Origin of the sequence: Natrarchaeobius oligotrophus, assembly GCF_003841465.1 — an archaeon.
GTDB classification, from domain to species: domain Archaea; phylum Halobacteriota; class Halobacteria; order Halobacteriales; family Natrialbaceae; genus Natrarchaeobius; species Natrarchaeobius oligotrophus.
Window position 1 is genome coordinate 321,417 of record NZ_REFZ01000003.1, and the last position, 24,961, is coordinate 346,377.

A 24,961-nucleotide genomic window follows, 5' to 3' on the forward strand; every position below is an offset into this window, starting at 1 on the left:
CGACAATCAGCCGCCAGCAATAGGCTGGTGACTCTCGCCGTTCAACGCCCCACCATTCACACGCACGTCTACTGGTGCGTCTCCGCTCCCCGACGTGGGCGAGGAGCGGAGTCTGTGTTTCCGTTTTCGAGCATACCGTAGTCCGATATTCTTCGCTGCATTGTAGTCCGCGTTCACCTCGTAGCCGCATTTCTGGCACTCGAAGTGTTCTCCGTGGCGGTTGTTCTCATGCGTGAACTCACAGTCTGTCCGAGAACAGCGTTGGGACGTGTGGTTCGGCTCGACTTGCTCCACGGAGACGCCCTGTTCGGGCGCTTTGTACTCGACGTACTCGACAAGGCGTCGGAACGCCCAGATGTGGTGCCACTTCGCCTGTGGAAGCCGCTCGCGGATGTCCGTTAGGTCCTCGAACGCGATCACGTCGCAGTCGTGTTCGACGGCTTCCGAAACGATCTCGTTGGCGACGATGTGGATGTACTGTTTCCGCCACGCTTCTTCGCGTTTTCCGAGGCGAAGGAGCGCGTTGTGCGCGGCTTGTGTCCCGCGCTGTTGCATCTCACCACGTCGCGTCTCGAACTCGCGGCACCAGTGATCGTATTCGTCGCCCTGCCAGAACGTGCCGGTCGAAGCTACTGCGAGGCTGTTAAGGCCGAGGTCGATACCGAGGACTGTTTGGTGCCCGGTATCTGCCGAAACCTCGGACTCGTCGTCATCGGACTTCCGCGTTGTGATGTGGAAGTGGAACTCGTCGGTTGCCTTGTCGTATTGGAGTGTACTCGCCCGGAACTCGTAGTCCTTCGAGAGAACGTACTGTTCGTAGGGCGTCGGGCTGTCCGCTGGGAGTTCAAAATCACACTCAACATGCCCGTTGACAGTTGAGAGCGAGACGTTGTTCCGGTAGAAGGTCGCACTCCGCTTGTCGTAAAGCATACTCCACGACGTGAACTCCGGTTGGCTCACACGTTTGCCCTGTTTCCACCGTTCGACGCACCCTTTCGTCGCTTGGACGGCGCGTCGGATGGCTTCTTGAACGAGGTTCGCGGTGAGGTCGGTTTCCTCTCGTAGTTCCTCGTAGAGCGCGTCCCGCGCGGTCGTGTTCGCCGTAACGCAGTTCGTGTAGGAGTCGTCGTCCCAACAGAACTCGGCGGCACGGTTCGCGCAGTGAAGAAACTGTCGCGCGGATTCGTGGAGGTCGTCGCGGCGCTCATCGGGCACGACGAGTTTGACCGGCGCGGTTCGACGCACCACCATATTTCAGAGTACTACTCGACGGTACTTATACATTTGAGAGTCGGGTAGCTACCGTCGTGCGGTTGCACCGTCCTTCGTCGGTTTCTGCTTACGGGCCGTAGGCCCGTTCGCACGGCCCGAGGGATCTTCGATCCCTCGCTGTCCTCTCCGACCGACTCGCTCGCTACGCTCGCTCCTTGAGGTCGGAGGCTCCATCTCGAATTATGCTGAACGGCCGTCGCGGAGCGTCACCTGCCGTAGAACTGTCGCGAACACTCAGTTCGCTCGCGCGGAGACCGACTCGAGAATCCGTTCGTACCTGGCGACCGCCGCGTCGAAGGTGAACTCTCGCTGGATGAGCGCTCGACAGTTCCGACTCATCTCCGACAGCGAGTCGTCGTCCAGCAGGTTCGCGAGTTCCGTCGCGATTTCGTCCGGATCTCGAGTCCGCATCAGCGCGCCGGTTTCGCCCTCGCGGACGACGTCGGGAACGCCCGAAACCGGCGTCGCGTAGACCGGCGTTCCGCACGCGAACGACTCGAGGATGGTCGTCGGGAGCCCCTCCGTGGGATGCGACGGGAGGACGAGGAGGCGCATCCGGGAGAGTTCGTGCGGGACGCGGTCGTGGTCCACCCAGCCCTCGATTTCGACCCGGCCGTCTCGTACCTCGTCGGCTACCTCCGCCGAAAGCCAGTCCGACAGCGCGCCACCGCCGACGAACCGGAACGTCACGTCGGACGGCAGCCGCGTCGCGACGGCAGCCAGCGTCCGAACGCCTTTCTCTTCGTCCATCCGTCCGAGGTAGCCGACGACGGCGTCGCGATCGTCGTACGCCACGCGAGGTCCGAACTCGTCCGCGTCGATGAACCGGGCACCGTTGGGATACAGCTTGTGCTCGTAGCCTTCGAGTCCGAGTTCGGTCGCCATCGCGGGCGTGTACGTGACGATCGCGTTCGACAGTCGGTAGCCGATCCGCTCGAGCAGCCAGACGCAGCCGGCGAGAGCCCTCGCGACGATCAATGGAACGCGACGTTCCCACCGAATGCGAAGCGCCAGCGGGACGTTGGCTCGAGGCTCGACGATCACCGTCTTTCCGGAGAGGCGAGCGACCAGAATCGGGAGGACGTACGCGACGGGTCCGAAAAAGAGGACGATCTCTTCGTCGCGTCGTCGAACGGCGCGACTCATCCGAAGCTGCATGAAGAGAAAGTAGATCGCGGCGATCGGGATACTGTCAGGGAAGTCGCGATCGCTCAGTTCGGTCACGTCGTACGCCGCTCGCAACCCCGCGTCGGAGAGCGCGATCGTTACTAGCGAAACACTCGTTATCTCGGACAAAATCTCGAGAAGTTCGCCGGTTGCCGTCGGATCGGCCTCGCCCAGCGGCTGGGTGACGACGCAGATGTCTTCGTCCATCGATTCCAGCATTTAGTGGAAGACTCAAGTAGTTCATCGTTTTCACCGTCCTCGAGCGGGTTTTGAACGGCTTGCTGTCGCTACGTGGCGGCGGGCCACTGACCGTTCGCGGTCGGATCGGGCTGGCGGACAACACCCCATATTGCAGGATCCGATCGATCCGTCCCGACGTTCGCGTTAGACCGACAATCGTGATCGGGTACCGTTTTGTGAGGCGTCCAAAGATGACAAAGTTTATTCGCCGCTTAGCACTGGTGGGAGCTAATGAGTACAGACACCGAACGCGTCGACGGGGAAACCGAGACGTCCCCCTCGTTCCTCTCGACGTGGGAAGAGTGGTATCACGTCCCCGTTATCGGGGTCGTGATGCTGTTTATGTTCTGGGTGCGGACCCAGTCGTACGATCGGTTCGGCATGGAAGACGGCGTGCCCTCGCTGGCGGCCGTCGACTCGTGGTACCACTGGCGGACGGTCCAGTGGACGGCGGAGAACTATCCGCGGACGATGCCGTACGAAATCTGGACGGGGTTTCCGACCGGAGAGTACGTCGGGCAGTTCGGCACGCTGTTCGACCAGATCATCGTGACGATCGCGATGATCGTCGGGCTCGGCGATCCGTCGCCCGAGACGCTCTACACCGTCTCCCTCCTCGCAGTGCCGGCGATGGCCGCGCTCGTCGCCATTCCGGTGTTCTACATGGGTCGACGCCTCGGCAGGACGATCGGCGGAATCGCCTCCGTCATCCTGCTCGCGCTCGCGCCCGGCCAGTTCCTCTCGCGGACGGTCACCGGACAGCTCCAGCACCACGTCGCCGAAGTGCTGTTCATGGCGATCGCCGTGCTGGCGATGATGGTCGCGCTCCGCGTCGCCGAGCGCGAACGTCCCATCTACGAGCTGGTCGCTGACGGCGACTGGGACGCCCTTCGAACGCCGACGATCTACAGCGCGCTTGCAGGCATCGCACTCTCGCTCTACGTCTGGGTCTGGCCGGCGGGCGTCGTTCTGATCGGCATCTTCGGCGTCTTCTTCGCCGTGCAGCTCTGTCTCGACTACGTTCGCGGCGTTTCGCCGGACCACGTCGCGTTCGTCGGCGCGGTCAGTTTCGGTATCACCGCAGTCGCGACCCTCCTGTTGATGGAACGGCCCGAGTTCGGCAGTCCGTCGAACTTCGGACTGCTCCAGCCCGCGACCGCGGCGCTCGTCGCGGTAGGCTGTGTCTTCATGGCCTGGCTCGCCCGCCAGTGGGACGGCCGCGAGATCGACCGACAGTACTACCCGGCCGCGATCGGCGGTTTGATCGTCGCCGCGTTCGGGGTCATGTGGCTCGTGCTCCCGGACCTCTACAGCACGCTGATCGGCAACCTCACCGGCCGGCTGTTGCCGATCGATCCGAGCGCCACGACGCTCACCATCCAGGAGGCCCAGCCGCCGGCGGACTTCACCGCACACGTCTTCAACGAGTTCGGCGCGGCCTTCTACACGATGCTCGTGGGGCTCGGACTGCTGATCGCGCGACCGTTCCTCGGGCGCGAGTACCGCACCGAGTACACGCTCGTGATCGTCTGGTCGCTGTTCCTGACGAGCATGGCCGCGACCCAGGTCCGATTCTCGTACTATCTGCTGCTCGCCGTCGCGGTCGTCAACGCGGTCGTCGTCGCGGAGACGCTGCGGTTCCTCGACTTCGACGCCTCCGTCACGGACGGGATCGACTCGCTCAGGGGGGTCGAAGCCTACCAGGTGATCGTCCTCGTGATGGTCGTCCTGTTGCTGTTCGCGCCGCTGCTGCCGCCGGTCGCCGCGGCTGGAACGACCGCGTGGGACCGCGGCGGAGCCGCACAACCGCACCACTCCTCGACCGCGTGGGAGCCGTCGAACCAGTGGCTCGCCGAGAACACGCCCGAGCCCGGCGACTGGGGCGGGGCTGACAACGCGAGCGAACTCGACTATTACGGCACCTACGACTACCCGGAAGACGGGGACTTCGATTATCCCGTCGGCTCGTACGGCGTGCTCTCGTGGTGGGACTACGGCCACCTGATAACGGTCCAGGGCGAGCGGATTCCCCACTCGAACCCGTTCCAGCAGAACGCGCGCTCGTCGTCGGCGTTCCTGACCGCCGACTCCGAGGAGCGATCGGAGCTCATCCTCGACGCCATCGCCGCGGGCGAGTCGCCCAGAGATCACACGAACGAACAGCTCGAGGCGATGATCGCGGAGAACGAGGACGCCCACGAGGAGATCCGGTACGTCATGATCGACCACGAGATGGCCGGCGGCAAGTTCGCGGCGATCACCCAGTGGACGGGGCCGGAGTACGCCCACTACACGACGCCCGAGGACTTCGAGCCGGGCGAGCAGATCGACCGCGACGAGGTGGCAGAACGGTTCGCGCACGTGCCGTACGACGACACGACGCTGTCGCGGCTGTACTTCGACGACGCGGCCGGGATGGAGAACTACCGGCTGGTTCACGAAAACGACGAGGATATGGCCGGGTTCGTCAGTTACGCCATCGTCGACGCCGACACGGACCGGGTCCTGCTCGACGAGAACGGCGAGCCCGAGGTGTTCGTCAACCGGATGGTCACCCCGCAGGTCCAACAGGAGCTGGCGTTGTTGCAACAGCACCCGCAGTACGAACACGTCGACGTCGAGATCTTCGACCAGCGAGAGGGTCCCGCGGTCAAGACCTACGAGCGCGTCGAGGGCGCGACGATCACCGGCTCGGCGGACGTCTCGGACCACGAGGAGGCGACCGTGACCGCCGTCGTCGAGCTCGAGTCGGGAGCCGACCGCGGCACGTTCGACTACGTCCAGGAGGCCGAACTCGACGAGAGCGGCGAGTTCGAGCTGACGGTGCCGTACGCGACGAACGACGAACTCGGCGTCGAGGACGGCTACACGAACAGCGCCGTCGAGGCGACCGAGGAGTACACCGTCACCGTCACCGCACCCGCCGCCGACGACGACGGCTTCGAGGTGTACGAGGGCGAGACGGCCGTCCCCGAGACCGCCGTTGTCGCGGGCGAGAACGTCGACGTCACCCTCGAGGAGGTCGCCTTCGAGGACAGCGAGGCGGCCGACGACGAGGAAGAAGGCGAAACCGACGACGCGAACGAAACCGACGACGGGACGGACGGTGAGGCCGTGGATCCGATCGGCGATCAGGACGCGACCGGTGAGAACGGAGAGGACGAGGCCGCGGCCGGTTCGGTCGCCGCCGAGGCGGCGGGCTAGCGGCCGCGCCCGGACGGCCGCACCCTCGAGTCGCCGCCTTTCGATCCGTCGCGTCCGATTCCGGTCGCCGCGTTCGCGACGTTCCGACGACCGAAGCACATACGTGAGTCTCTCACCGACGTAAAGTCGCGCAGATGCACCACACGAGTCCGTTCGAAATCGGGTGGCTGGATCCGCAGCTCGCGCCCGTTCTCCTGGGCGTGATCGTCCTGGCGGCCGTCGGGACGGCGATTCTGTTCGGCTGCGGGGTCGTGGCGTACTCGCGGCGGCGCTCGAGGCGGTACCTGCTGATCACGATCGTGCTCGGGTTGCTGGTCGCCCGGTCGATCGTCGGCCTCGGAACGGTCTTCGGGCTCGTGCCGATGACGGTTCACCACCTCGTCGAACACGGGATGGACTTCGCGATCGCGGTGCTCATCCTGTACGCGGTCTACCGGAGCGGACCGACCGGGGGCGACGGGTTCGTCGGGAGCGAGTGACGGGGAACGGTCGAACGACGGGCGGCCGACGTCCGTCAGTCGTCGGCGTCGAGCTGGCGTTCGCACTCGAGTCGCTGGCAGCCGACGACGAGCGAGTCCGGGACCGCCGACGCCTGTGAGTGCAACGCCTCGAAGACGGCGGCCACCTCCCCGAATCGCGAGCCGCGGGAGGCGACGAACGGCTCGGTCGACCACTCGACGAACTCCATCGACGAGAGCATCGGCAGGTGGGTGTGATACAGCTCCTGGCGGAGCGCCTTCGGATCGACGGGAACGTTCGGATTGAGCGCGCTCTCGGGTAGCGCCACGGTGTCGCCCTCGTCGACGTCCAGCAGGGAGACGATCAGCTGACGGCGCGGCTCGGCCGACGCGGCTCTGAACACGCGATCCCATCGCTGGATGACCCGTTTTCCGTTTTCGAACCGTACTTCGGACATGGGAACGATTTCTACGCGTTTTTCAAAAAGGATATCCCCCGACCGGGACGATCGTTCGGCGAGAGGGGAGCGAACCGACGACTCGGCCGACGATCAGCCGAGTCGCTCGAGCACCTGCCGACCCTCGAGGTACGGAAAGTCGTGGCGGCTGGCGTAGGCGCGCGCATCGACGGGCGACAGCGCCTCGCCGGTCTCGTCGTCGAGCATCTCGCAGACGACGACGGCCGGGGGAAGGTCCGCCGCCTCGGCGAGGGCGACGCCGAGTTCGGTGTGACCCTCTCGCTGTGCGAGCAGGTCGGGTGCGGCTTTCAGCAGGTGGACGTGACCGGGGGTCCGGAACTCGGCGGCGAAGTCGACCTCGTGAGGGGCGGCAGCCGCGTCCGCGAGCGCCCGGATGGTCCGCGATCGATCGTTGTCGGTGATGCCGGTGTAGGTGTCGCGGTGGTTGACCGTCAGCGAGAACGACGAGCGTTCGTCGTAGCCGAGGTCGTGGTCGGTCGTCGCCGGGTGGTCGATGACCTCGGTGTAGAACGGGAGGTCGAACGCGTCGGCGACCTCGTGGCCGAGCGCCGCACAGACGAGTCCGCCGGCGTCGTTTCGCATCCTGGCGACGGCGTTCGGCGTGACCGCGTCGGCGTGGTAGATGACGTCCGTCTCGCCCTCCCGATCGGCGGCGTCGTGGACGAGCACCGGTTCGCCCGCCTCGAGCGAGGCGAGCGCCTCCTCGAGCGAGTCGGCGGATCGGTCGACGTCCGGATCGGCGTCGGCCGACGGCGTCGCGTTCGTTCCGCCGTCCGCGGCCGTCCGCGTCTCGCCTCGGCGTCCGCTCATCGTCGATCACCGACCGAGACGGTGACGTGGTCGTCGTCCTCGAGATCCAGTTCCTCGCGGAGTTTCACCGGCGCGATGAGCTCGAGCTGGTCGTCGTCGTGGTGGGTCCGCTCGGGTGCGATGACGTGGGCGTCCTCGTAGCTGTCGCCGTCGGCGGTCTCGACCGACGCGCGGTGACAGACCGCGGGGCCGTAGGTGCGCTCGTCGTCCTCCCAGCCGTCGATCGGGATGGGTTCGAGCGAGGAGACCGCGCCGCGTCGGCGGACGCTATCCTCCCGGAGGTCGACGTTCAGCGTGCCGGGAAACGGCTCGTAGCCCAGGCGCGTTTCGAACTGGCGTTTGTACCCCGACAGCGAGATGTAGTGGCGGCCCTCGCCCATGCCGCTCGTGACGGTTCCCTCGAGGGTGACCTCCGCGTCCGTCTCGAAGATCCGGCGGTAGTCCTCGTACTCGGCGTGAAGCGCCCGTTCGCCCTCGTCGGTCACCTCGACCCACTGGCCGTCGCTGACGGTGTCGCGCTCGAGCAGGCTCGCGCTCTCGAGTCGCTGGAGGCGACGCGAGGCGGTCTGGTTCGAGGCGTCGAGCCGGGTCGCGAGATCCGAACACGAGATTTTGACGTCGCCCTCGAGCCCGCCCTCGAGCGCGAGCAGTTTGAGAACCGCGAGTTCGTCGTATCCGACGGCGGAGTCCGCTGTCGCTGACATACACTCGAGTTTCGCGCCCGTCGGCAAAAGCGTATCGGATGTGGCATGCATAACAGTATCGTTATGCAGGTCGCGCGAGCGTCGGCGTAAACCCACCTTGGAGTAGCGAGCTAAAAACCCACCGGTGTCTCCCACGAGCGGCGGACGCCCCCAGACGGCGGTGGAAAGTGACGTCGGGAGTAACTGCTACGTGGACCCCGTCGGTCGGGAACGACCGGCCGATCGTACTGACCGCCGGATGTCGGTTCCGGAGCCACCGCGAGCCGTCCGGCGGTCGTTCCGGTACGTCGGTACGACGGGCCACATCAGAGACCGGTCGCGATCGCGTCGTCGATCGCCGCGACGCGGTCCGGCTCGAACGTGAAAAACCCTTCCCAGATGCGGGGTTCGACCTCGCGACAGACGAGCGCGCCGCCCTCGGCTGCGACGGCCGATCGGTCGACGTCGAGCGCGTCGGAGCCGGCCGGTCGGAAGACGACGAACCACGAGTCGCGATAGGCCGGTCCGTCCCCGAGGTGTGTCGTCGCCTCGAGATCGGGTCTCGCCCCGTCGTCGACGCCGTAGAGGTGGACGTCGACGTCGGTCCGCTCGAGTCGCTCGTACACCGCTCGCGTCCCGACCTCGTCGTCGATTCGCGACAGCGACTGGAACGCAGCGCGGAGCGTCCCGACGCCGATCGCGAACGCCGACTGCTCGAGGTACCGCGAGAGCAGGATCAACAGCAGTTTCTCCCTGTGAGCGAGGGGATAGCCGCGAAGCCGTAACCTGGTATCCGCGAGGCCGGCGAGGACGTCCGGTAGCTCGATCTCGCCGAGTTCGCGAGCGCCGGTGACGAACAGGTCCGAGTTGATCGCGAGCAGCGAGTCGTACAGCGTCGCCATCGACGACGCCGCGGTCGGTTCGCCGTCCTCGAACAGGACGGCCGTCGAACCCTCGCTCTCGAGCGCCTCGGCGATCCCCGGACGGTCGTCGGCCAGAGCCGCCGGAGAGTGACTCCCGTCGAGGTCGACGTCGATCCGTTTCCCGTCGAACGCGTCCGCGAGCATCGACACGAGCGGGTCCGGTCCGTCGACGACGACGACGATCTCGAGGTCGGAGCCGTCGACGTCCTCGATGAGCGATCCGACGAGCACTGTCGGGGGTTCGGCCGGCCGAGTGGTAAGCGTTGTCGCCGCGGCGATCGCCTCGAGTACGGAGAAGCCGCGGTCGATCGCTCGAGCGGCGGGTGGAACCCGGGCGAGGCGCATCCGATGGTAACGGGGCCGGGAGCGGGCGGAACGTCCGGAAGACCGAGCCGTCTCGAGAACCGAGGTCGATGGAGGTCAAGGCGTCTCGAGAACCGGACGTGTGGATTCGAAAACCGCGAACTGCGGACGCGGGTCAGTCGCCGGTGACGGGATCGCGCTCCCAGAACTCGCTGTCCTTGCGCAGCTTCGGGACCCAGGTGTCGCTGGTCTTCGAGAGCAAGGCGACTCGCGAGGCCGGCACGTCCTTGCACTCGGTGAACTCGGGCATGTACGCCATGACCTCCTCGGCGAACGCCACGACGTCGTCGTGGTCTGGCATCGACGAGCGGTCGAGCCGACCGCGGGAGTGGCCGACGTGCATGTACGCCTTCAGTTCGACGAAATCGGGGTCGGCCTGTCGGTAGAAGCCGGCGTACCAGTCGGGGTGGTGCATGTTCTCGCCGTCGACGAGCGTCGTCCGCAGGACGGTCCGGGTGTCGTCTTTCTCGGCGAGAACGTCCATCGTCTCGAGCAGCCGCTCCCAGGCGTCGTCCTCCATCGCCTTGACGACTCGATCGAACGTGTGGCGCTCCGGCGCGTCGACGCTGACGTACAGCTGGGTCGGATCGCACTCGCGTAACACCTCGGGGCGGGTGCCGTTCGAGACGAGGAACGTGGTGATATCGCGGTCGTGAAACGCCTCGATGAGTTCGGGGAGATAGGGGTACAGCGTCGGCTCGCCGTCGAGCGAGATGGCGACGTGGCGGGGCTCCATCGACTCCTCGAAGACCTCGCGGGGCACCTCGTCGTTGCCGCCGAAGCCCGAGAGCAGCTTCGTCTGGAGCTCGATCGAGGCGTCGACGACGGCTTCGGGGTCGTCCCACTCGACGTCGTCCATCTCGTAGGCGTGGCCGTTGTGATCGCGCCAGCAGAAGACGCAGCGCTCGTTACAGCGGACGACCGGCGTCATCTGGATGCACCGGTGGGACTCGATCCCGTAGTAGATGTTCTTGTAACACTTGCCCTCCCCGCGCAGGGCGTTCGCGGTCCAGCCGCAGGTCTGGGCCGCCGTGTGGTTCTCGCTGTGGTAGTCCGGACTCGAGACCTGGGCCGGGCCGCCGTCGGTGTCGTCGGTTTCCGCGGCGTCCTCGCGGCCGCTCGCCCGCGCGTCGACGCCGGAGTCGGCGGAGTCGCTCATGTTGACGTCGCTTGGACGGGGGCGGACAAAAGGCGTGTGGTGTGTCGCGTCCGCGAACCGAGCGTCGGCGACGGGAGAGCGATTCGGCGACTCGAGCGCGACGGGAGTCGAATCACCAGCCGGCGGGTGCGGGTCGACGAGCGCTCGGGCGAACCGACGGCACCGCGCCGGCGGACCCGCCGGTCACTTTCGGTGCGGTAAGGTACCCGGCTCGGCCGGATCGTCGTCCTCGGTCGTGACCTCTCGTTCGAAACCGTACAGCACCGGACCCGTGTTCGCGGTCAGGAGGACGCCGGTCAACGGTGCGGTGGGGACGAAGAGGTACAGTCCCACGCCGACCGCGCAGGTTCCCGCCGTGATCGTCGCCCACAGCAGCGGCCGCGCCATCTCGAGGCGCGTCGCGTCCCAGTAGACGGCCGCGAAGACGGCGGTCGTAAGCGCCAGTCCGAGAAGCGCGGCGACGGGCTCGGCAACCGGACTCATACTCGAATCTGGGTCGCTCGAGGCAAAAGCGTTCTGAGAGCGCCGCGACCTCGAAGCGGCGATCCGAAGCGCGAACCGGAATCGACTCAGAACGGCAGCGCTTCACGTGCCGCTTTCGCGTACAGCCGCGGCGTCCGCCTGCGGGCCCCCTCGAGGGCGTGTTCGAGCGTCGCGGCGACGTGATCGTGGACGCCTGCGCCGTGTCCGACGAGGACGCGGTCGGGGTCGAACCGTCCCAGGGTCGATCGGGGCGGAAACGGCCGCAGCGCGGGGTGGACGCCGAGCCGTTCGGAGCCGGCGAGAAAGTAGTCGACGGTGCCGAGCGCCTCCGGGACGAGCAGGGTGTCGGTCGCCGGGTCGTAGAGCGCGACCTCCTGCCAGAGGCGGTTGTCGGCAACCACGTGGGCCTCGATACCGGAGTCCGAGAGTTCGTCGCTGAATCGGGCGACCGGGGCGTCGATGTCGTCGGTGACGCCCTCGAAGATCCGCGGGAGGTAGACCGGGACGTCGTGGCGGTTCGCCACGCGCTCTCCGTCCCGGACGTGCCTGTCGAGCAAGACGACGACGCCCCGAACGTCGCCGAACTCCGCCAGGAGCTCGTCCAGGCCCTCGGCGTCGACTGGATCGACGACCCAGACGTCACCGTCGACCGCGAGCGCGTGGCTCGCACGCTGCATCCGCTCGTCGGGGTGGGCGATCCAGCCGACGCCGTCGTCGTAGCGGTCGATCTCTCGAAACTCGCTCGCTCGTTCGTCGACGCGAAACCCCATACCGAACGTACGGATTTCCGACCCTTAAACGATCGCGTCGGTGCGAACGCGGCGAGATCGCGGGCCCGACCGCCGGGACGACTCGTCGAGGAGACGGGGTTCTATGCCGCCGGCCGACGTAGCCGACGACATGCTCACCGGCCTCTCCTGGCTCGCCCTCGAGGCGAAGTACCTCGAGCCCGCCGAGCGGTTCTACGCCGAGACCCTCGAGATGGACTGCGAGCGCCGCGAGAACGAACTGCGCTTTCTCGCCGGCGAGACCGACCTGATCTGTCGACGGCCGACGTCGACTCCCCGCGGCGGCCTCCACACCCACTTCGCGCTGTCGATCCCCGCCGAGGAGTACGACGACTGGTGGGATCGCCTGAGCGAGGCGTACGACCTCGAGGAGGCGCGATTCGGGCCGTCGAAGTCGCTGTACCTCTACGATCCCGACGGCAACTGCGTCGAACTCGGCCAGCGCGACGTGGCGGGGCCCGGAGTCGACGGGATCTTCGAGGTCGTCCTCGAGGTCGAGTCGATCGACCGCGCCGGGTCGTTCTACGCGGATCTCGGATTCGAGACGGTCGACGTCGGCGACGGGCGAAAGCGAATCCGGATGGACGGGCCGATGGCACTCGAACTCTGGGAGCCCCACCTCGGCATCGCCGACGCGCGCGGCGGCGTCCACGTCGACCTGGGGTTCGAGACCGCCGATCCCGACGCGGCGGTCGAGGCGGTCGCCGACCGCGCCCGCCGACTCGAGGCGGTCGCCGAGGGGAGACGCCTCCGGGACCCGGACGGACACGTGTTGACGTTCGTGACGAGCTAGTCGAGCGTTAAAACATCCCGAAGCTCTGGAGGACGCTCGTCACGAGCGACTTCACGACCAGCCCGAGGCCGGCGAGCACCAGCGCGATCCCCGCCGCGATCACGATGTTCGCGTACGCGATCACGCCGATTCCGGCGAGCAGCGTCACGATTCCGACGATACCGAGCGGCCCGAGTTTGTCCAGCATACACTCCGTGCTCGAGGCGAGGGTGATAAAACGACCCGATTTTCGTCCCGACGGTCGCGTCGACGAGCGGTTTTCGGAGAACGTTACCGAAAGACCGACAGTCCCACGATCCGATCGATAAAGGGTTAAACGGCTCGGACGCGAACCTCGCGGCATGAGCGACGACGGAGAGGGCGGTCGGAAGAACCTCCGGATGCCGGACGGCGACGAGGTCTTCGCGACCGTCACGAACATGCTCGGAGCGAATCGCGTCAAAGTACGCTGTGCGGACGGCAAAGAGCGCACCGCGCGGATCCCCGGCAAGATGCAAAAGCGCATCTGGATCCGCGAGGACGACGTCGTGCTGGTCGAACCCTGGGACTGGCAGGACGAGAAGGCCGACATCACCTGGCGCTACGAGAAAAGCGACGCCGACCAGCTCCGCCGCGAAGGCCACATTCAGTAACGACGACTCGTTCTCGCGTCCGTCCCCGACCGCGAGCCACGGCGCCGACAGGTACGACGTTCGAGTGACCGTCGCGGCGGTTCGTCGACGCGTCGAACCGCTCGAGACGCGTTCCGTCGCCGCGGCCGGCTCCCGGCGTTCGAGCGGAGACGGTGGCTCCCCGAGTTCGGTTCGAGTGGAAACGGTCCCCTCTCGAGTTCGACGCGAGACGACACCGGAACGGCGACGGGATCGCGAGCGCTGCCGGTGGGGGTCGAGGCTGTGAGAAGGCGTCAGGAGACGAACGCGACGAACAACACGTAGGCGTAGACGTTGTTGAGCAGGTGCAACAGCCAGGGGCCGACGATGCTGTCGAAACGCAGGCGCAGGATCGTCGGAAAGATCGACCAGCCGGCGATCGCCAGCACGCCGGCGACGCCCAGGTGGGGGTAGTGCAACGCGGCGAAGAGCGCGATCGTGGCGAGGCCGGCGGCGACCGGCGACCAGCCGCGACCGAGGAGGGTGCCGAGCAACAGCCCCCGGTACAGCGCCTCCTCGACGACGGGCGCGAGCAACACCGCCCCGAAGACCACCGCCGCGAGCGTCGCGGGGTCGGTGACGTCGTACGCGAACGGCTCGAGTCCGAAGCCGGCGAGCGCGGCCGCCTCGAGCCCGGCGACGAAGCCGCCGACGCCGAGCGGGACGAACGCGAGCGTCCAGCCGAGTTCGACCGGGCTCGGGCGGGAAACCGGAAACGCCGCTCGCCGTTCCCCGGGCTCGAGGCGAACCCAGACGATCGCGAAGACGACGAGCAGCGACGCGCCCGAGGACGCGTAGAGGACCGACGCCGGGATCACCTCGACGTCGCCCCCCTGGAATCCGATGTAGGCGGCGATCAGAACGAACAGCAACGCGATGACGCCGACGGCGGAAGCGAGGCCGAGCGCCAGCCGGTCGGCCAGCACGTCGACCCCGTCGGCGAGCGAGTCGTGGACGAACGCCGACGACCACACGGAGGACGAATCGCTCGAGTGTGCCATACGTGCCGTTTCGGGTGACGATAGATAAACACGTTGGATAGTTGAACGAATCGCGCGTCGGGTCGTCGACCGGAGCGGCCGCGCCATCGGCGTCCCCGGCGTCACCGAACACGCGGCGCGCCGGCGCGGCGTCCGAGCGACCGCGAGGTCGCCGCGTCGACTCGCGAGGGACGAACGAGCGACGCGAGTGAGTCGGCTGGGGAGGGCGTGGCGCTGGAGAGAACGTGGCGTCGGCGGAGAGTCGGCGGAGTGCGACGCTCGAGCGTCGCGGTCACCGCGCTCGAGCGGGCTGGCCGACCAAGTGCTCGAGAAACGATCCCGTTCCGTCTGAACGAACGTTGCGGGCACGTTGTTCGAGCGTACGCCGGCCGGCTCGAGCGTCGCGAACACGGTACTCGAGCGGACACCGACACACTCGAGCGGACACGGTGCGTCACCGACACACTCGAGCGGACACGGTAGTCGAGCGGACGCGATCGACTCGATGGCCGGTCGCGCGCCGCGTTCGCCGGCAGGACCCGCAACCGGCGGCTCCGAAACCGTCACAGCGGGCGATCGGGCGGGGAAGACGGCCGCCCCCTCGAACGACCCTCCAGCGACGTTCCTTCAGGACATTCCAGTAATTATATTATCGTTCAGTTCGTCTGTCACGATGGAAGCCGCTCGCCCCGACGGAGAACGCGGGGGCATGCGTACGAAATGCCCCGGGTGTAGGAGGCACCCGAGGCGGGTGGCTTCCAAACGATCGCGTTTGGCTGCCATGCTTTCGTTACTGCCACCGAGACAAAAAGGTCTCGCACGACGGTTCAGTATCGCCATCGATCGATCACCGACTCGAGCCGGTGACCGCGACAGCGCGCGTCGCACGTGCTCGAGCTGCTTCGAACGTGGACCACGGGGACGACGACTCGAGGGGCCGCGCCGATGAGTTCCGGGCGCGAGTCCGCCGACGCGGCGAGCGACGGCGCTCCCGAGTTCGTCTGCGACCGCTGCGGCGACGTCCGCCCGGCGGATCGGGTGATCCGCCTCTCGAGCGAGCCCTGTCCGGCCCTCGCCGACCGGTACGACCCCGTCGTCCGGACGTGGTGTGCCGACTGCGTCGCGGGGATCGGACTGCTCGCGTTCTCGGTCGAGACTCGAGCGCGTCCGCCGGTCGAACCGGAGTGACGAGCGCTCGAGAAACACCGCTTTCCGACCTCTCGAACGGCGACGTCGGTCGCGTCCGATCAGGCCGACGCGACGTCGTCGTTCGGGCGCGGCGTCGTGATCTCGAGGGAGATTTCGATGCGCTCGTACGGGACGAACGGCCGTTTTGCCCGGCCGGCGCGCTCGAAGTGAACGACGTCGTACTCGGCGAGACTCGAGGTCGTCGTAGCGACCGACGATCCCATCGAACCACCGATGTTGGTGTATACACCAACGACGAGTCGAGCGATCCACCGCGATCGCCGCGCACGCGACGACCGTCAGTCCTCGACGAGTTCTGCCTCGATTCGCGACAACGTGTCGTGGATTCGATAGAGGAGCGCGAGCGCGACGAGCAGAGCCGCGAGCACGAGCAGCGAGAGCAGTTCGCCGTTGCCGATGGCGTACAGTAGCAGGTACGGGAGGGACAGCGCGCCGAGGACGCCACCGACGATCACCCAGTGTGAGTCCGTGTTCACCATCCGTAATCGGACGGTTCGCTCGAGGTGGGGTAAGATTGCACGATTCGCTCCCGACATCGTCCCACCTTCCCGGTTCCCCGATACCGCGCGACTCCCCTCGAGCGACCCGGACGCGCCAGATACCGGTCCGTTCTTCCCCGATAAAAGCGTCATTTTGTGCCGGAAGATAGCAATCAAAATGTATCCACGGTCAAAATAAAATGGCGCACCGTGTCGAACTCGAGCGAACCGAAGCCGTGGTTGCAAACGGAGTGGGTAGTGCCGACCGTGGCGGGCGCGAACGTGGCCGCGTTCGGGGCGTTGAACGCGAAAACGATGTACGTGGCCTTCGGCGCGAGTCTCGTCTGTTTCGGACTGCTCGCGTTCGGTACGTGTCGTTCGCCGCGATTCGAGCGCTGGGCGAACGCGAACTCGCTCGAGCACAAACTCGGCGCCGCGATGCTGTTCGTATTGCTCGCGTATCTGCTCCGGACGGGATCCTAACGTCCTCGCCGCCGGGCCGTGCGAATCGGCTTTGAGGGCCGAAACCGAACCGCGAAACCGACGCGTCCGACTCCGGTGGCCGACCGATCCACCGAGCCGGCGTCGAGTGCCGGATTCAGTGCGTTTTTCACTCGATGTGCGCGAGTTCGAGTCGTGGACACGGAGAGTGCAGCGCGTCCCGACGGGACCCGCAGCTGGATCGTGGCCGTCGTCGGCGCGGTCGCGATGGTCTTTACGTTCGGAACCCCGATGTCGTACGGGATTTTCCGCGATCCGTTCAGCGACGCGTTCGGCGCGTCGCCGATTTCGCTCTCCGTCGCGTTCGCGATCATGCTGTTTGCCTTCTACATCGGCTCCGGACTCGTCGGCGTCTTCGGCGTCCGGGCTCCCGCGCGGGCGTTGCTGTTCGTCTGTACGCTCGCGTTAGCCTGTCTGGCACCGTCGCTGTACCTCGTCGACTCGGTCGTCGCGCTGACCGTCGTGTTCGTCGTTCTCGGCCTCGCGCTGGGGACGGGATTCGTCGTCATCGCGTCGGTCGTCCCGCGGTGGTTCGAGGTGCGACGCGGGACCGCGACGGGGCTCATCTTCGCCGGCAACGGGTTCGGCCTGTTCGTCGTCCCGCCCACCTGGCAGTACGCGCTCGCGGAGTTCGGCGTGCGTCGGGGCTTTCTCGTCGTCACGACGGTGACCGCGTTCACGTTTCTCCTCGCGACCGCCGTCTGCGAGCGTCCCGCGTGGGTCGAGCGCTCGAGCGCGAGCGCGGAGGAGCTGCTCGAGTGGCTCGGTCGCCTGGCGGGCACCCGAACGTTTCGGCTGCTGTTCGTCGGCATGGCGCTCTCGTTCGCGTGGTACCAGCTGCTCGCCGCGTTCGCCGTCGACCTCTTCGCCTATCGCGGGCTGACGCAAACCGGCGCCTCGGTCGCGTTCGGACTCATCGGCGGCGTCAGCATCGTCTCCCGGATCAGCGGCGGCTACCTCGGCGATCTCGTCGGTACCCGCAGCGCGTTCCTCGCGTCGCTCGTCTGCGTCAACTTCGGCGTCGTCCTGCTGTTTTTCCCGGGCGTTCCGACGATGCTCGTCGCGGTGTTCCTGCTCGGTCTCGGGCTGGGCGGCTCCGCGACGCTGTACATTCCGCTCGTGATGAACATCTACGCGTCGGAGATGGACACCGCCATCGTCGGCGTCTTCACCGGATCGGGCGGGATCGCAGCGCTGGCGATGCCGCCGCTCGGAACCGCCAGCGTCGCCTACACCGACGGGTTCACCGTCGCGATCGGACTGACGCTCGCCACCATCGCCTGCGGAACGTGGGCGGTGACGGCCGGCACGTCCGGAACGTAGGCGGTCGATCGAAGCCCCACACCGGCGCTCGAGCCCACGCTACAGGTCGGCGACGTCCTCGATGGCGTCGGTCAGCGCCTCGATGCTCTCGAGGTCGTGTTCGCCCATGTGGCCGATGCGGAACGTTCGCTCGCCGAGTTGCGAGCCGTAGCCGTTGGCGAAGACCATGTCGTACTCCCGGCTTACGGCCTCGATGGTCTCGGCGACGTCGATTCCCCGGGTGTTCTCGATGCAGGCGACCGTCTGCGATTCGTAGCCCGCTTCCGGGAACGTATCGAAGTGCTCGCGGGCCCACTCGCGGGTGTACTCGGCCATCGCGCGGTGACGTTCGTCACGGGCGTCGTGGCCCTCCTCGAGCATGTGTTTCATCTGCGTGCGGTAGGCAAGCATGACGGGAATCGCGGGCGTCGAGTGGGTCTGGCCCTTCCGGTCGTAGTAGTCGATCGTCCGCTGGAAGCCGCCGTACCAGGAAGCCGAGTCGCTCTCGAGTTCGCGCTCGTAGGCGTCGTCGCTGACGACGCAGACGGCCAGACCGGGCGGCATGGCGAAGGCCTTCTGGACGGAGGTGAAGATGACGTCGATGCCGTGGGCGTCGATGTCGACGTAATCGCCGCCGAGCGAGGAGACGGCGTCGACGACGAAGGAAGTGTCCGGGTACTCGGCGACGACGTCGCCGATCTCCTCGACGGGGTTGCGGACGCCGGTCGAACTCTCGTTCATCACGCAGGTGACGGCGTCGTACTCGACGTCCGATGTCTCGAGGGCCTCGCGGACGTCCTCGGGTTTGACCGCCTTGCCCCACTCGTACTCGAGGGTATCGACGGTCTTGCCGAGGCGTTCGGCGACGTTCGCCTGGCGCTCGCTGAAACTGCCGCAGGTCGTACAGAGGACGCGCTCGTCGACCAGGTTCAGAATCGAACTCTCCATGAACTCGGTCCCCGAGCCGGTGAGGACGACGACGTGGTTGTCGGTGTCGAGAAACTCCTTCGTGTCCTCGACGACCGTCGTGTAGAGATCCGTCATGCGGTCCATCCGGTGGCCGAACATCGGCTCGCACATCGCCTCGATGACGTCCTCGCGAACCTCGGTCGGACCGGGGATGTACAGCGTCTTGTCTGGATAGTCGTCTTTGTATTCGCGTTTCGTGGGCACGGAAACCACCTGAGTACGCCTTACTGTGCGGCGAGGCGGTATGGTACTTTTGATGCGCCTCGAACGCGAGAACCGCCGAACGGGATCGGCGCGGTCGCGAAGTCGAGAGGGTGGGCTCGTTCAAAGCAGGGTGAACGGGACGCCCGCCGACGCGAAGAGGCCGCGACGAACCGCGGACCGAAAGACTCGATGCCGGCGTCAGTCCGCACACTGGTGGCTGGACGCGCCGTCCCGTCGATCGGTCGACGAGTCGGCCACGTAGGCGTTGCCGCCGACGACGACGCCGGACGAGGGCGTCCCGCGACGGCACGGGCCGTAGCCGAGTCGCGGCCCGACCGTCCGCCAGAGCGCGTCGATCTTACAGAGCGCGAAGCCGACGACGATCAGGACGAATCCGAGGATCGTCGCGGCCGTGATCGACTCGCCGAGGACCGCCCAGCCGAACAGCGCCGCGACGACCGGTGCGGCGTAGTTGACCAGGCTGATCTCCGCCGCGCCGACGCGCTCGAGCAACACGAAGTACAGCAGGAACCCGCCGGCGGTCGAGACCAGGCCCAGGTAGGCGAGCGCGCCGATCGTGGCCGGCGTGATCTCGAGGCCCGTGGCGCGTTCGGCGGGGTGGGCGACGCTGAGCGCGTGCAGGATGGCCGCGCCGAGGACCATCGCCCACGCCTGCAGCGAGACGACCGGCAGCGTCCCCTCGAGGCGCTCGATCAGCACCGAGCCGAGCGCGAACGAAAGCGCCGCGAGGAACAACAGCGCGATGCCGAGACCGTGACCGTCGAGCGAACCGCCCGATCGGGCGATGACGACGATCCCCGCCAGACCGACGACCAGGCCGACGACGGCCGGCGCGCGGACCCGCATCCGGGGAAGCAACGCCAGCGCGAGCGGCGGCGTCAGAATCGGAATGAGGCTCATCACGATCGCCGCGACCGCGCTCGAGACGTACGACTGTCCCACGAAGAGCAGTCCGAAGTGGACGCCGACGAGCAACACGCCGCCGACGCCGATGCCCAGCCAGTCCGCGCGCGTCTTCGGCCGCCACTCCGCGCGGAGGCCGAGGACGAGGAGCGCGAACGCGATCGCCGCGACGTCGAAACGGAGCGCCGCGAACAACAGCGGGGGCAGCGTCTCGAGGCCGATTTCGATCGCGCTGAACGCGGTCCCCCACGCGACTGCGAGGGCGACGAACAGCACGACGTCTCGATTCAAGGTCATATACATTCAGACGATCCCGCGACTACTTGTGAGTTGGGATTTGGTACGCTCGAGACCGCTACCGCCGGAATTCATCGAGAAGTGGTAACACAGGTCATTGGTGATTGATGGTGTGTTACTCAGTCGTATGATACACTACGGCGATCGCCGAGTCGGACGGACGCGGCGGGGTTCGAAGGACGGAGGGACGATCCGAGCCGCTCGAAGAACGGAACCGTATCCAGGCCGCTCGTGAAACGGAGACGCGAACCGCGGGGCTCGAGGACCGGACGCCGAGAACGAAAACCGAACGACGGGACGGCCCCGTCGAGAGAAGAACCGCCGTCGAAGAGGGGTGCGTCTTACTCGACCTGAATGTCGCCGACCATCGTGTTCTCGTGGGGCTCGCAGACGTAGGACGCCATCTCGCCGCTGGCGGTGAACTCGAGGATCTGGTCGTCGCCGGGGTCGTCGGTCTGGTCGGTTTCGAGGTCGTCGACGACGTCGCCGCCGTCGTCGCGGATCTCGATGTTGTGGGGCGTGCCGTCGCCTTCGGTCCAGCCGATCGTGTACTCCTCGCCGTCCTCGAGGATCAGCGTCGGGTTCGTCTCGCCCGCGATCTCCGAGGGCTCGAGGCCCTCCCAGCCGCCGGTCTGCCCGTCGAAGCGGATGTCCTCGCCGGCCGCGATGGTGACGCCGTCACCGTTGCCGTTGCCGTCGCCGTTTCCGTTGCCGTTTCCGTCGTCGTCGTTACACCCTGCGACGAGCGCGGTTGCGGCGGCTGCACCGGTGAGTTTCATCGCTGTTCGCCGCGTAACTGCGTTGTCGTGCGTCATCAGGCGACCGTTAGATATGACCACATAAAAATGGGTATCCTCTATCCGTACGTAGTGATGCGAATACATACCAAGATTTGCATTATTCCCGAGACGAGTGAACGTTTGTCTCGTTATCGGCGGAAAACGACCTCGAGCGATGGAAGAGACGAGGGCATCCGGCGGACGGCGGAGTGACTCGAGTCCGGGCCCTCTCCGCTGACGCCGCCAACGCAACTCGCGGCCGCGCCGACCCATTAGTTAGAATTTTTACACAGCCTCGCTCCAATTTCCACAATTTCCGCACGTATCCACTCTCTCGGCCAGCACCTATTTGATCGAAAGGTGATATTGATTCGTGAGTCGAGGGCGAATGAAGCGAGTCTCGGGGATCGGACGACTGCGGTCGAACTGGCGTCGCGCGTGCGCCCAGCGGGGGCACAACGGCGGGTCGAGGCGCGGTCCGGTGACGGACCGCCGGCCGCGAAACGAGAGCGAGCGCGTCGCCCGCCGAGTCGACGATTTCCACGCCGAGACCGAACGGCGGGGACGGCGATAGGCCCATGTCCGGCGTCACGGCAACGCATCTCATCTTCTTCATCGTGGTGATTCTCGTCTCGGGAGCCTTCGCCGTCGCGCTCACGTCGTCAGCGACGCGATCGAACGGCACGGATCGACGCAGATCGAGGAGATCGAAACCGACGTCGCCGTCGTCAGCGACGCCGAAAGCCCCACCGCCGTCTACGATCCGCGGGACGCGAACGACGAGATCACCGTGCTCGTCAAGAACACCGGAACGAGCCCGATCGACGTCGATAGCGCTGTCGACGTGCTGGTCGACGGCGAGTACGTCTCCGACCGGAACGTGACGATCGCCGGCGATTCGACGGCGACGAACTGGCGGCCGGGAGCGACCGCGCGGATCACCGTCGAACGCGAACTCGAGCCCGGAACCCACCGGGTCGTCGTCCGCGTGGCGTCGAACGAGGCCGCCCTCGAGTTCGAGGTGCCGGTCGTCGACGAACCTGCCGACGTCTCCTACGTGGCGGATCCGGAGAACGAGACCGTCGACGACGGGGAGACGATCACCTACGACGTGACGGTGACCGACGGGTTCGGCGATCCGGTCGACGGCGTCGAGGTCGAGGCCGACGCGACGGACGGGTTCGACGTCGATATCGACGGCGACGGGGACGTGACGACCGGAACGACCGGAAGCGACGGAACGGTGACGTTCGACGTCAGCTCCGACACGTCACAGGAGGACGTCGACGTCGCGTTCACCGAGCTGGTCAACGACCACTCGGCCACCGGCCAGGCGACCTGGGAGGGCGAGCAGGAGGACGGTACGCTCTCCGGGACGGTGACGACGAGCACGGAAGACGGCGAAGACGAGGACCTCGAGGGCGAGGAGGTGACGATCGAGAGCAGCCCGACGCGGACGACGACGATCGAAGACGACGGCACGTACGACTTCGGCTCCGTCGAGGGCGGCGAGTACGCGTTCCGGATCGACGCCGACGGCCACCGAACGTACGAGACGACGATCATCGTCGACGACGAGACCACGAAGGACGCCTCCCTGGCCGGGAACGTCGAGAACGTCGACGCGGGAACCGGCTTCACCTCGCTCGCGGCCGCGGCGGACGACGTCGGAGACGGCGAGACGCTCGAGCTCGCGGCGGCGACGTACGACGAGTCCGGCGGCGCCGCCGCGGTCGCGGTCGACGCCGCCGACGTGACCGTTCGATCGCTCGGCGACCGCGACGAGACCGTCCTCGACGCCGGCGGTGCGGACGCGGGTCTGGCGGTGACGGGCGACGAGGTCTCGGTCGACGGACTCACCGTCCAGAACGTCGACTCGTCCGGGATCGGCGTCTCGCTCGAGTCCGTCGTCGAATCGAGACTCGAGAACGTGGCCGTCGTCGGCGCGGGAACGGGCGTCGACGTCTCCGGCTCCGAGCAGGTGGAGTTCGAGGGGATCGACGTCTCCGCGAACGGCGACGGCGTTCGCGTTTCCGGGAGTCAGATCGTCACCCTCCGGGAGAGTTCCGTCTCCGACAACGCCGGCGGCGGGATCGTGGTTACGGATACCACCGACGTGACGGTGAGCGACAGTATCGTCTCCGACAACGGCGGCGACGGAGTGCGGATCGTCGACGGCGACACGATCAGCGTCGACTACAGCCGCTTCGCGAACAACGACGCGGACGGGATGCAGTTCCGCGACACCAGATACGTCGAGGTGGTCTACAGCGAGATGGTCGAAAACGGAGGCAACGGCGTTCTCGTCCAGGCCGACGAGGAGACGATCGATCCGAGCGTCGAATACTACCGAATCTGGTTCAACGACGTCGCGGACAACGACGAGTACGGGATGTGGGCCGAAGACAGCGACAAACCCGACGGCGGAAACGACGACCTCGGCGGCGGCGAGCTCGTCGTCGACGACGAGAGGATCAACGGCGAGGAGAACTGGTGGGGCGACGAGGACGGACCCGAGGCGGAGGGAGCGAACGGCGTGAGCGGCGAAACCGTCAGGTACGAGCCGTTCGCCGACGAGGAAATTTCCCAGGCCGGAACGCGGTGAGAGCGCGTCGGGCTTCGTCACGGTGGCCGCCTCGAGACCGGTTCGCCGGGTGGCGGTGACGAGCCGCCTCGAGACCGTTCCGGCGAGTGCGGTGACGGACCGTCTCGAGATATCGCATCAGGTGGTGGACGCGCTATCAGCGTTCACAAAGTCATAAATCCGTTCGCTGATTCCGGTCAGGTAGAGATGGACACCTACGACCTGATCACGCGAAACGCCGAGGAGGTCGTCACCGACGAGGAGGTGCGCGAACTCGCCGCCGATCCGGCCGGCAAGCGCGCGTACGTCGGCTACGAGCCCTCCGGCGTCTTGCACATCGGCCACCTGCTGACCGCGAACAAGCTGATCGACCTCCAGGACGCGGGCATGGACGTCGTCGTCCTGCTCGCGGACGTCCACGCCTACCTCAACGGCAAGGGAACCTTCGAGGAGATCCGCGAGACCGCAGAGCGGATGAAAGCCCAGTTTCTCGCCTACGGCCTCGAGGAAGAACGCACCGAGTTCGTCTACGGCTCGACGTTCCAGCTCGATGAGGAGTACACGCTCGACCTGCACGAACTCGAGCTCTCGACGACGATGAACCGCGCCCAGCGGGCGATGGCCGAACTCCAGTCCGGCGAGACGGCGAAGGTGAGCCACCTCGTCTACCCGCTGATGCAGGCGCTCGACATCGAGTATCTGGATCTCGATCTGGCCGTTGGCGGGCTCGACCAGCGAAAGGTCCACATGCTCGCCCGCGAGGAACTGCCCGAACTCGGCTACGAGGTCCGCCCCTGTCTGCACACGCCGATCGTCGCCGACCTCGAAAGCGGCGAGGGGAAGATGTCCTCGAGCGAGGGCGTGACGATCTCGATGGAGGACTCGACCGACGAACTCGAGGAGAAGGTCAACTCGGCGTTCTGTCCGCCGACGCGCGATCCGGAGGGCGACCTCGAGAATCCCGTCCTCGAGCTGTTCGAGTACCACGTCTTCCCCCGCTTCGAGGAGATCACGGTCGAACGGCCCGAAAAGTACGGCGGCGACCTCACCTACGAGGCCTACGAGGCGCTGGCCGCGGACCTCGAGTCGGGTGAGTTACACCCCGCCGACGCAAAGGGGACGCTCGCGTCGTATCTCGACGAACTGATCGCACCCGGGCGAGAGAAGCTCCGCGAGCTACGATCGTAGCGTCGCTCCGGAGCGGCGACCCGAGCGATCCGCCGCGAACGAACGCCGATCGACGCCTCGCGAACGATTCGAT

Annotated in this window: 25 protein-coding genes; 9 read left to right on the forward strand and 16 right to left on the reverse strand. The window is 66.5% G+C overall.

From position 1 onward, the window contains the following. Positions 1–6 precede the first annotated feature (6 nt). Entirely contained in the window at positions 7–1,251 is a 1,245-nt protein-coding gene (locus EA472_RS06410; RefSeq protein WP_124190683.1) for an RNA-guided endonuclease InsQ/TnpB family protein, read from the reverse strand. A 255-nt stretch (positions 1,252–1,506) separates the two neighbouring features. Next, complete coding sequence (locus EA472_RS06415; protein ID WP_124190684.1) at positions 1,507–2,646, reverse strand: glycosyltransferase family 4 protein; 1,140 nt, start codon at positions 2,644–2,646, stop codon at positions 1,507–1,509. A 264-nt stretch (positions 2,647–2,910) separates the two neighbouring features. On the opposite strand from EA472_RS06415, the gene EA472_RS06420 reads away from it, so the two are divergent. Next, entirely contained in the window at positions 2,911–5,883 is a 2,973-nt protein-coding gene (locus EA472_RS06420) for an oligosaccharyl transferase, archaeosortase A system-associated (RefSeq protein WP_124190685.1), read from the forward strand. 134 nt (positions 5,884–6,017) lie between these two features. Further along, a complete protein-coding gene (locus EA472_RS06425; protein ID WP_124190686.1) occupies positions 6,018–6,362 on the forward strand; it encodes a DUF7471 family protein in 345 nt (114 codons plus the stop codon). A 35-nt stretch (positions 6,363–6,397) separates the two neighbouring features. Here EA472_RS06425 and EA472_RS06430 read toward each other — a convergent pair whose 3' ends face one another. From EA472_RS06430 to EA472_RS06460, 7 genes are all read right to left on the reverse strand, one after another. Beyond that, positions 6,398–6,799 carry a hypothetical protein gene (locus EA472_RS06430; RefSeq protein WP_124190687.1) on the reverse strand — a complete coding sequence of 134 codons (402 nt, stop codon included), beginning with the start codon at positions 6,797–6,799 and terminating at the stop codon, positions 6,398–6,400. A gap of 93 nt (positions 6,800–6,892) precedes the next feature. After that, positions 6,893–7,630 carry a 3,4-dihydroxy-2-butanone-4-phosphate synthase gene (gene ribB, locus EA472_RS06435; RefSeq protein ID WP_124190688.1) on the reverse strand — a complete coding sequence of 246 codons (738 nt, stop codon included), beginning with the start codon at positions 7,628–7,630 and terminating at the stop codon, positions 6,893–6,895. Then, positions 7,627–8,334 (reverse strand): DUF120 domain-containing protein, encoded by a 708-nt coding sequence (locus EA472_RS06440; protein WP_124190689.1) that lies wholly within the window; start codon positions 8,332–8,334, stop codon positions 7,627–7,629. Before EA472_RS06440 ends, ribB begins: the two co-directional genes overlap by 4 nt. Before the next feature lie 305 nt (positions 8,335–8,639). Next, the gene (locus EA472_RS06445) at positions 8,640–9,467 is read right to left on the reverse strand and encodes a histidine kinase (protein WP_124190690.1); all 828 of its coding nucleotides are present in this window, start codon (positions 9,465–9,467) and stop codon (positions 8,640–8,642) included. Positions 9,468–9,714: 247 nt separating this feature from the next. Next, on the reverse strand, positions 9,715–10,758 hold the full coding sequence (twy1, locus tag EA472_RS06450) for a 4-demethylwyosine synthase TYW1 (protein WP_124190691.1): 1,044 nt from the start codon (positions 10,756–10,758) through the stop codon (positions 9,715–9,717). A gap of 183 nt (positions 10,759–10,941) precedes the next feature. Then, positions 10,942–11,241, reverse strand: a complete 300-nt coding sequence (locus EA472_RS06455; RefSeq protein ID WP_124190692.1) for a hypothetical protein — start codon at positions 11,239–11,241, stop codon at positions 10,942–10,944. Between the two features lie 86 nt (positions 11,242–11,327). Next, positions 11,328–12,011: a hypothetical protein gene (locus tag EA472_RS06460; RefSeq protein ID WP_124190693.1), complete on the reverse strand. Its 684-nt coding sequence runs from the start codon at positions 12,009–12,011 to the stop codon at positions 11,328–11,330. Between the two features lie 130 nt (positions 12,012–12,141). Here EA472_RS06460 and EA472_RS06465 point away from each other — a divergent pair, with 130 nt between their 5' ends. Next, entirely contained in the window at positions 12,142–12,822 is a 681-nt protein-coding gene (locus EA472_RS06465) for a VOC family protein (protein WP_124190746.1), read from the forward strand. Between the two features lie 7 nt (positions 12,823–12,829). Here EA472_RS06465 and EA472_RS06470 read toward each other — a convergent pair whose 3' ends face one another. Then, the gene (locus EA472_RS06470) at positions 12,830–13,009 is read right to left on the reverse strand and encodes a DUF7470 family protein (RefSeq protein WP_124190694.1); all 180 of its coding nucleotides are present in this window, start codon (positions 13,007–13,009) and stop codon (positions 12,830–12,832) included. 154 nt (positions 13,010–13,163) lie between these two features. Between EA472_RS06470 and eif1A the strand changes: the two genes are divergently transcribed. Then, positions 13,164–13,454 (forward strand): translation initiation factor eIF-1A, encoded by a 291-nt coding sequence (gene eif1A / locus EA472_RS06475; RefSeq protein ID WP_124190695.1) that lies wholly within the window; start codon positions 13,164–13,166, stop codon positions 13,452–13,454. 272 nt (positions 13,455–13,726) lie between these two features. Here the strand turns inward: eif1A and EA472_RS06480 are convergent, their stop codons facing one another. Beyond that, positions 13,727–14,473 (reverse strand): CPBP family intramembrane glutamic endopeptidase, encoded by a 747-nt coding sequence (locus tag EA472_RS06480; protein WP_124190696.1) that lies wholly within the window; start codon positions 14,471–14,473, stop codon positions 13,727–13,729. 924 nt (positions 14,474–15,397) lie between these two features. Here EA472_RS06480 and EA472_RS06485 point away from each other — a divergent pair. Next, positions 15,398–15,640 carry a hypothetical protein gene (locus tag EA472_RS06485; protein WP_124190697.1) on the forward strand — a complete coding sequence of 81 codons (243 nt, stop codon included), beginning with the start codon at positions 15,398–15,400 and terminating at the stop codon, positions 15,638–15,640. 59 nt (positions 15,641–15,699) lie between these two features. On the opposite strand, the gene EA472_RS06490 is transcribed toward EA472_RS06485, so the two are convergent. Further along, entirely contained in the window at positions 15,700–15,864 is a 165-nt protein-coding gene (locus EA472_RS06490; protein ID WP_207891130.1) for an HVO_A0114 family putative DNA-binding protein, read from the reverse strand. Between the two features lie 75 nt (positions 15,865–15,939). After that, on the reverse strand, positions 15,940–16,197 hold the full coding sequence (locus tag EA472_RS06495) for a hypothetical protein (RefSeq protein WP_124190698.1): 258 nt from the start codon (positions 16,195–16,197) through the stop codon (positions 15,940–15,942). Positions 16,198–16,350: 153 nt separating this feature from the next. On the opposite strand from EA472_RS06495, the gene EA472_RS06500 reads away from it, so the two are divergent. Further along, positions 16,351–16,623 (forward strand): hypothetical protein, encoded by a 273-nt coding sequence (locus tag EA472_RS06500; protein WP_124190699.1) that lies wholly within the window; start codon positions 16,351–16,353, stop codon positions 16,621–16,623. Positions 16,624–16,776: 153 nt separating this feature from the next. Continuing rightward, entirely contained in the window at positions 16,777–17,964 is a 1,188-nt protein-coding gene (locus tag EA472_RS06505) for an MFS transporter (protein WP_394341338.1), read from the forward strand. Between the two features lie 39 nt (positions 17,965–18,003). Here EA472_RS06505 and EA472_RS06510 read toward each other — a convergent pair whose 3' ends face one another. From EA472_RS06510 to EA472_RS06520, 3 genes are all read right to left on the reverse strand, one after another. Beyond that, the gene (locus EA472_RS06510) at positions 18,004–19,116 is read right to left on the reverse strand and encodes a pyridoxal-phosphate-dependent aminotransferase family protein (protein WP_124190700.1); all 1,113 of its coding nucleotides are present in this window, start codon (positions 19,114–19,116) and stop codon (positions 18,004–18,006) included. A gap of 198 nt (positions 19,117–19,314) precedes the next feature. Then, complete coding sequence (locus tag EA472_RS06515; RefSeq protein WP_124190701.1) at positions 19,315–20,337, reverse strand: DMT family transporter; 1,023 nt, start codon at positions 20,335–20,337, stop codon at positions 19,315–19,317. Positions 20,338–20,678: 341 nt separating this feature from the next. Then, a complete protein-coding gene (locus tag EA472_RS06520) occupies positions 20,679–21,152 on the reverse strand; it encodes a plastocyanin/azurin family copper-binding protein (protein ID WP_124190702.1) in 474 nt (157 codons plus the stop codon). A 754-nt stretch (positions 21,153–21,906) separates the two neighbouring features. Here EA472_RS06520 and EA472_RS06525 point away from each other — a divergent pair. Together EA472_RS06525 and EA472_RS06530 are read left to right on the forward strand one after the other, a co-directional pair. Then, a complete protein-coding gene (locus EA472_RS06525; RefSeq protein ID WP_124190703.1) occupies positions 21,907–23,721 on the forward strand; it encodes a right-handed parallel beta-helix repeat-containing protein in 1,815 nt (604 codons plus the stop codon). A gap of 186 nt (positions 23,722–23,907) precedes the next feature. Continuing rightward, positions 23,908–24,888 carry a tyrosine--tRNA ligase gene (locus EA472_RS06530; RefSeq protein WP_124190704.1) on the forward strand — a complete coding sequence of 327 codons (981 nt, stop codon included), beginning with the start codon at positions 23,908–23,910 and terminating at the stop codon, positions 24,886–24,888. Positions 24,889–24,961 lie beyond the last annotated feature (73 nt).

Excerpts from the sequence above, each read along its gene's own strand:
- EA472_RS06495 (WP_124190698.1), bottom strand. The coding sequence starts at position 16,197 with ATGTCGGGAGCGAATCGTGCAATCTTACCCCACCTCGAGCGAACCGTC.
- EA472_RS06485 (WP_124190697.1), top strand. The coding sequence starts at position 15,398 with ATGAGTTCCGGGCGCGAGTCCGCCGACGCGGCGAGCGACGGCGCTCCC.
- EA472_RS06530 (WP_124190704.1), top strand. The coding sequence starts at position 23,908 with ATGGACACCTACGACCTGATCACGCGAAACGCCGAGGAGGTCGTCACC.
- twy1 (WP_124190691.1), bottom strand. The coding sequence starts at position 10,758 with ATGAGCGACTCCGCCGACTCCGGCGTCGACGCGCGGGCGAGCGGCCGC.
- EA472_RS06520 (WP_124190702.1), bottom strand. The coding sequence starts at position 21,152 with ATGACGCACGACAACGCAGTTACGCGGCGAACAGCGATGAAACTCACC.
- EA472_RS06425 (WP_124190686.1), top strand. The coding sequence starts at position 6,018 with ATGCACCACACGAGTCCGTTCGAAATCGGGTGGCTGGATCCGCAGCTC.
- EA472_RS06430 (WP_124190687.1), bottom strand. The coding sequence starts at position 6,799 with ATGTCCGAAGTACGGTTCGAAAACGGAAAACGGGTCATCCAGCGATGG.
- EA472_RS06470 (WP_124190694.1), bottom strand. The coding sequence starts at position 13,009 with ATGCTGGACAAACTCGGGCCGCTCGGTATCGTCGGAATCGTGACGCTG.
- EA472_RS06455 (WP_124190692.1), bottom strand. The coding sequence starts at position 11,241 with ATGAGTCCGGTTGCCGAGCCCGTCGCCGCGCTTCTCGGACTGGCGCTT.
- EA472_RS06460 (WP_124190693.1), bottom strand. The coding sequence starts at position 12,011 with ATGGGGTTTCGCGTCGACGAACGAGCGAGCGAGTTTCGAGAGATCGAC.
- EA472_RS06415 (WP_124190684.1), bottom strand. The coding sequence starts at position 2,646 with ATGGACGAAGACATCTGCGTCGTCACCCAGCCGCTGGGCGAGGCCGAT.
- EA472_RS06480 (WP_124190696.1), bottom strand. The coding sequence starts at position 14,473 with ATGGCACACTCGAGCGATTCGTCCTCCGTGTGGTCGTCGGCGTTCGTC.
- ribB (WP_124190688.1), bottom strand. The coding sequence starts at position 7,630 with ATGAGCGGACGCCGAGGCGAGACGCGGACGGCCGCGGACGGCGGAACG.
- EA472_RS06420 (WP_124190685.1), top strand. The coding sequence starts at position 2,911 with ATGAGTACAGACACCGAACGCGTCGACGGGGAAACCGAGACGTCCCCC.
- EA472_RS06440 (WP_124190689.1), bottom strand. The coding sequence starts at position 8,334 with ATGTCAGCGACAGCGGACTCCGCCGTCGGATACGACGAACTCGCGGTT.
- eif1A (WP_124190695.1), top strand. The coding sequence starts at position 13,164 with ATGAGCGACGACGGAGAGGGCGGTCGGAAGAACCTCCGGATGCCGGAC.
- EA472_RS06410 (WP_124190683.1), bottom strand. The coding sequence starts at position 1,251 with ATGGTGGTGCGTCGAACCGCGCCGGTCAAACTCGTCGTGCCCGATGAG.
- EA472_RS06490 (WP_207891130.1), bottom strand. The coding sequence starts at position 15,864 with ATGGGATCGTCGGTCGCTACGACGACCTCGAGTCTCGCCGAGTACGAC.
- EA472_RS06465 (WP_124190746.1), top strand. The coding sequence starts at position 12,142 with ATGCTCACCGGCCTCTCCTGGCTCGCCCTCGAGGCGAAGTACCTCGAG.
- EA472_RS06515 (WP_124190701.1), bottom strand. The coding sequence starts at position 20,337 with ATGACCTTGAATCGAGACGTCGTGCTGTTCGTCGCCCTCGCAGTCGCG.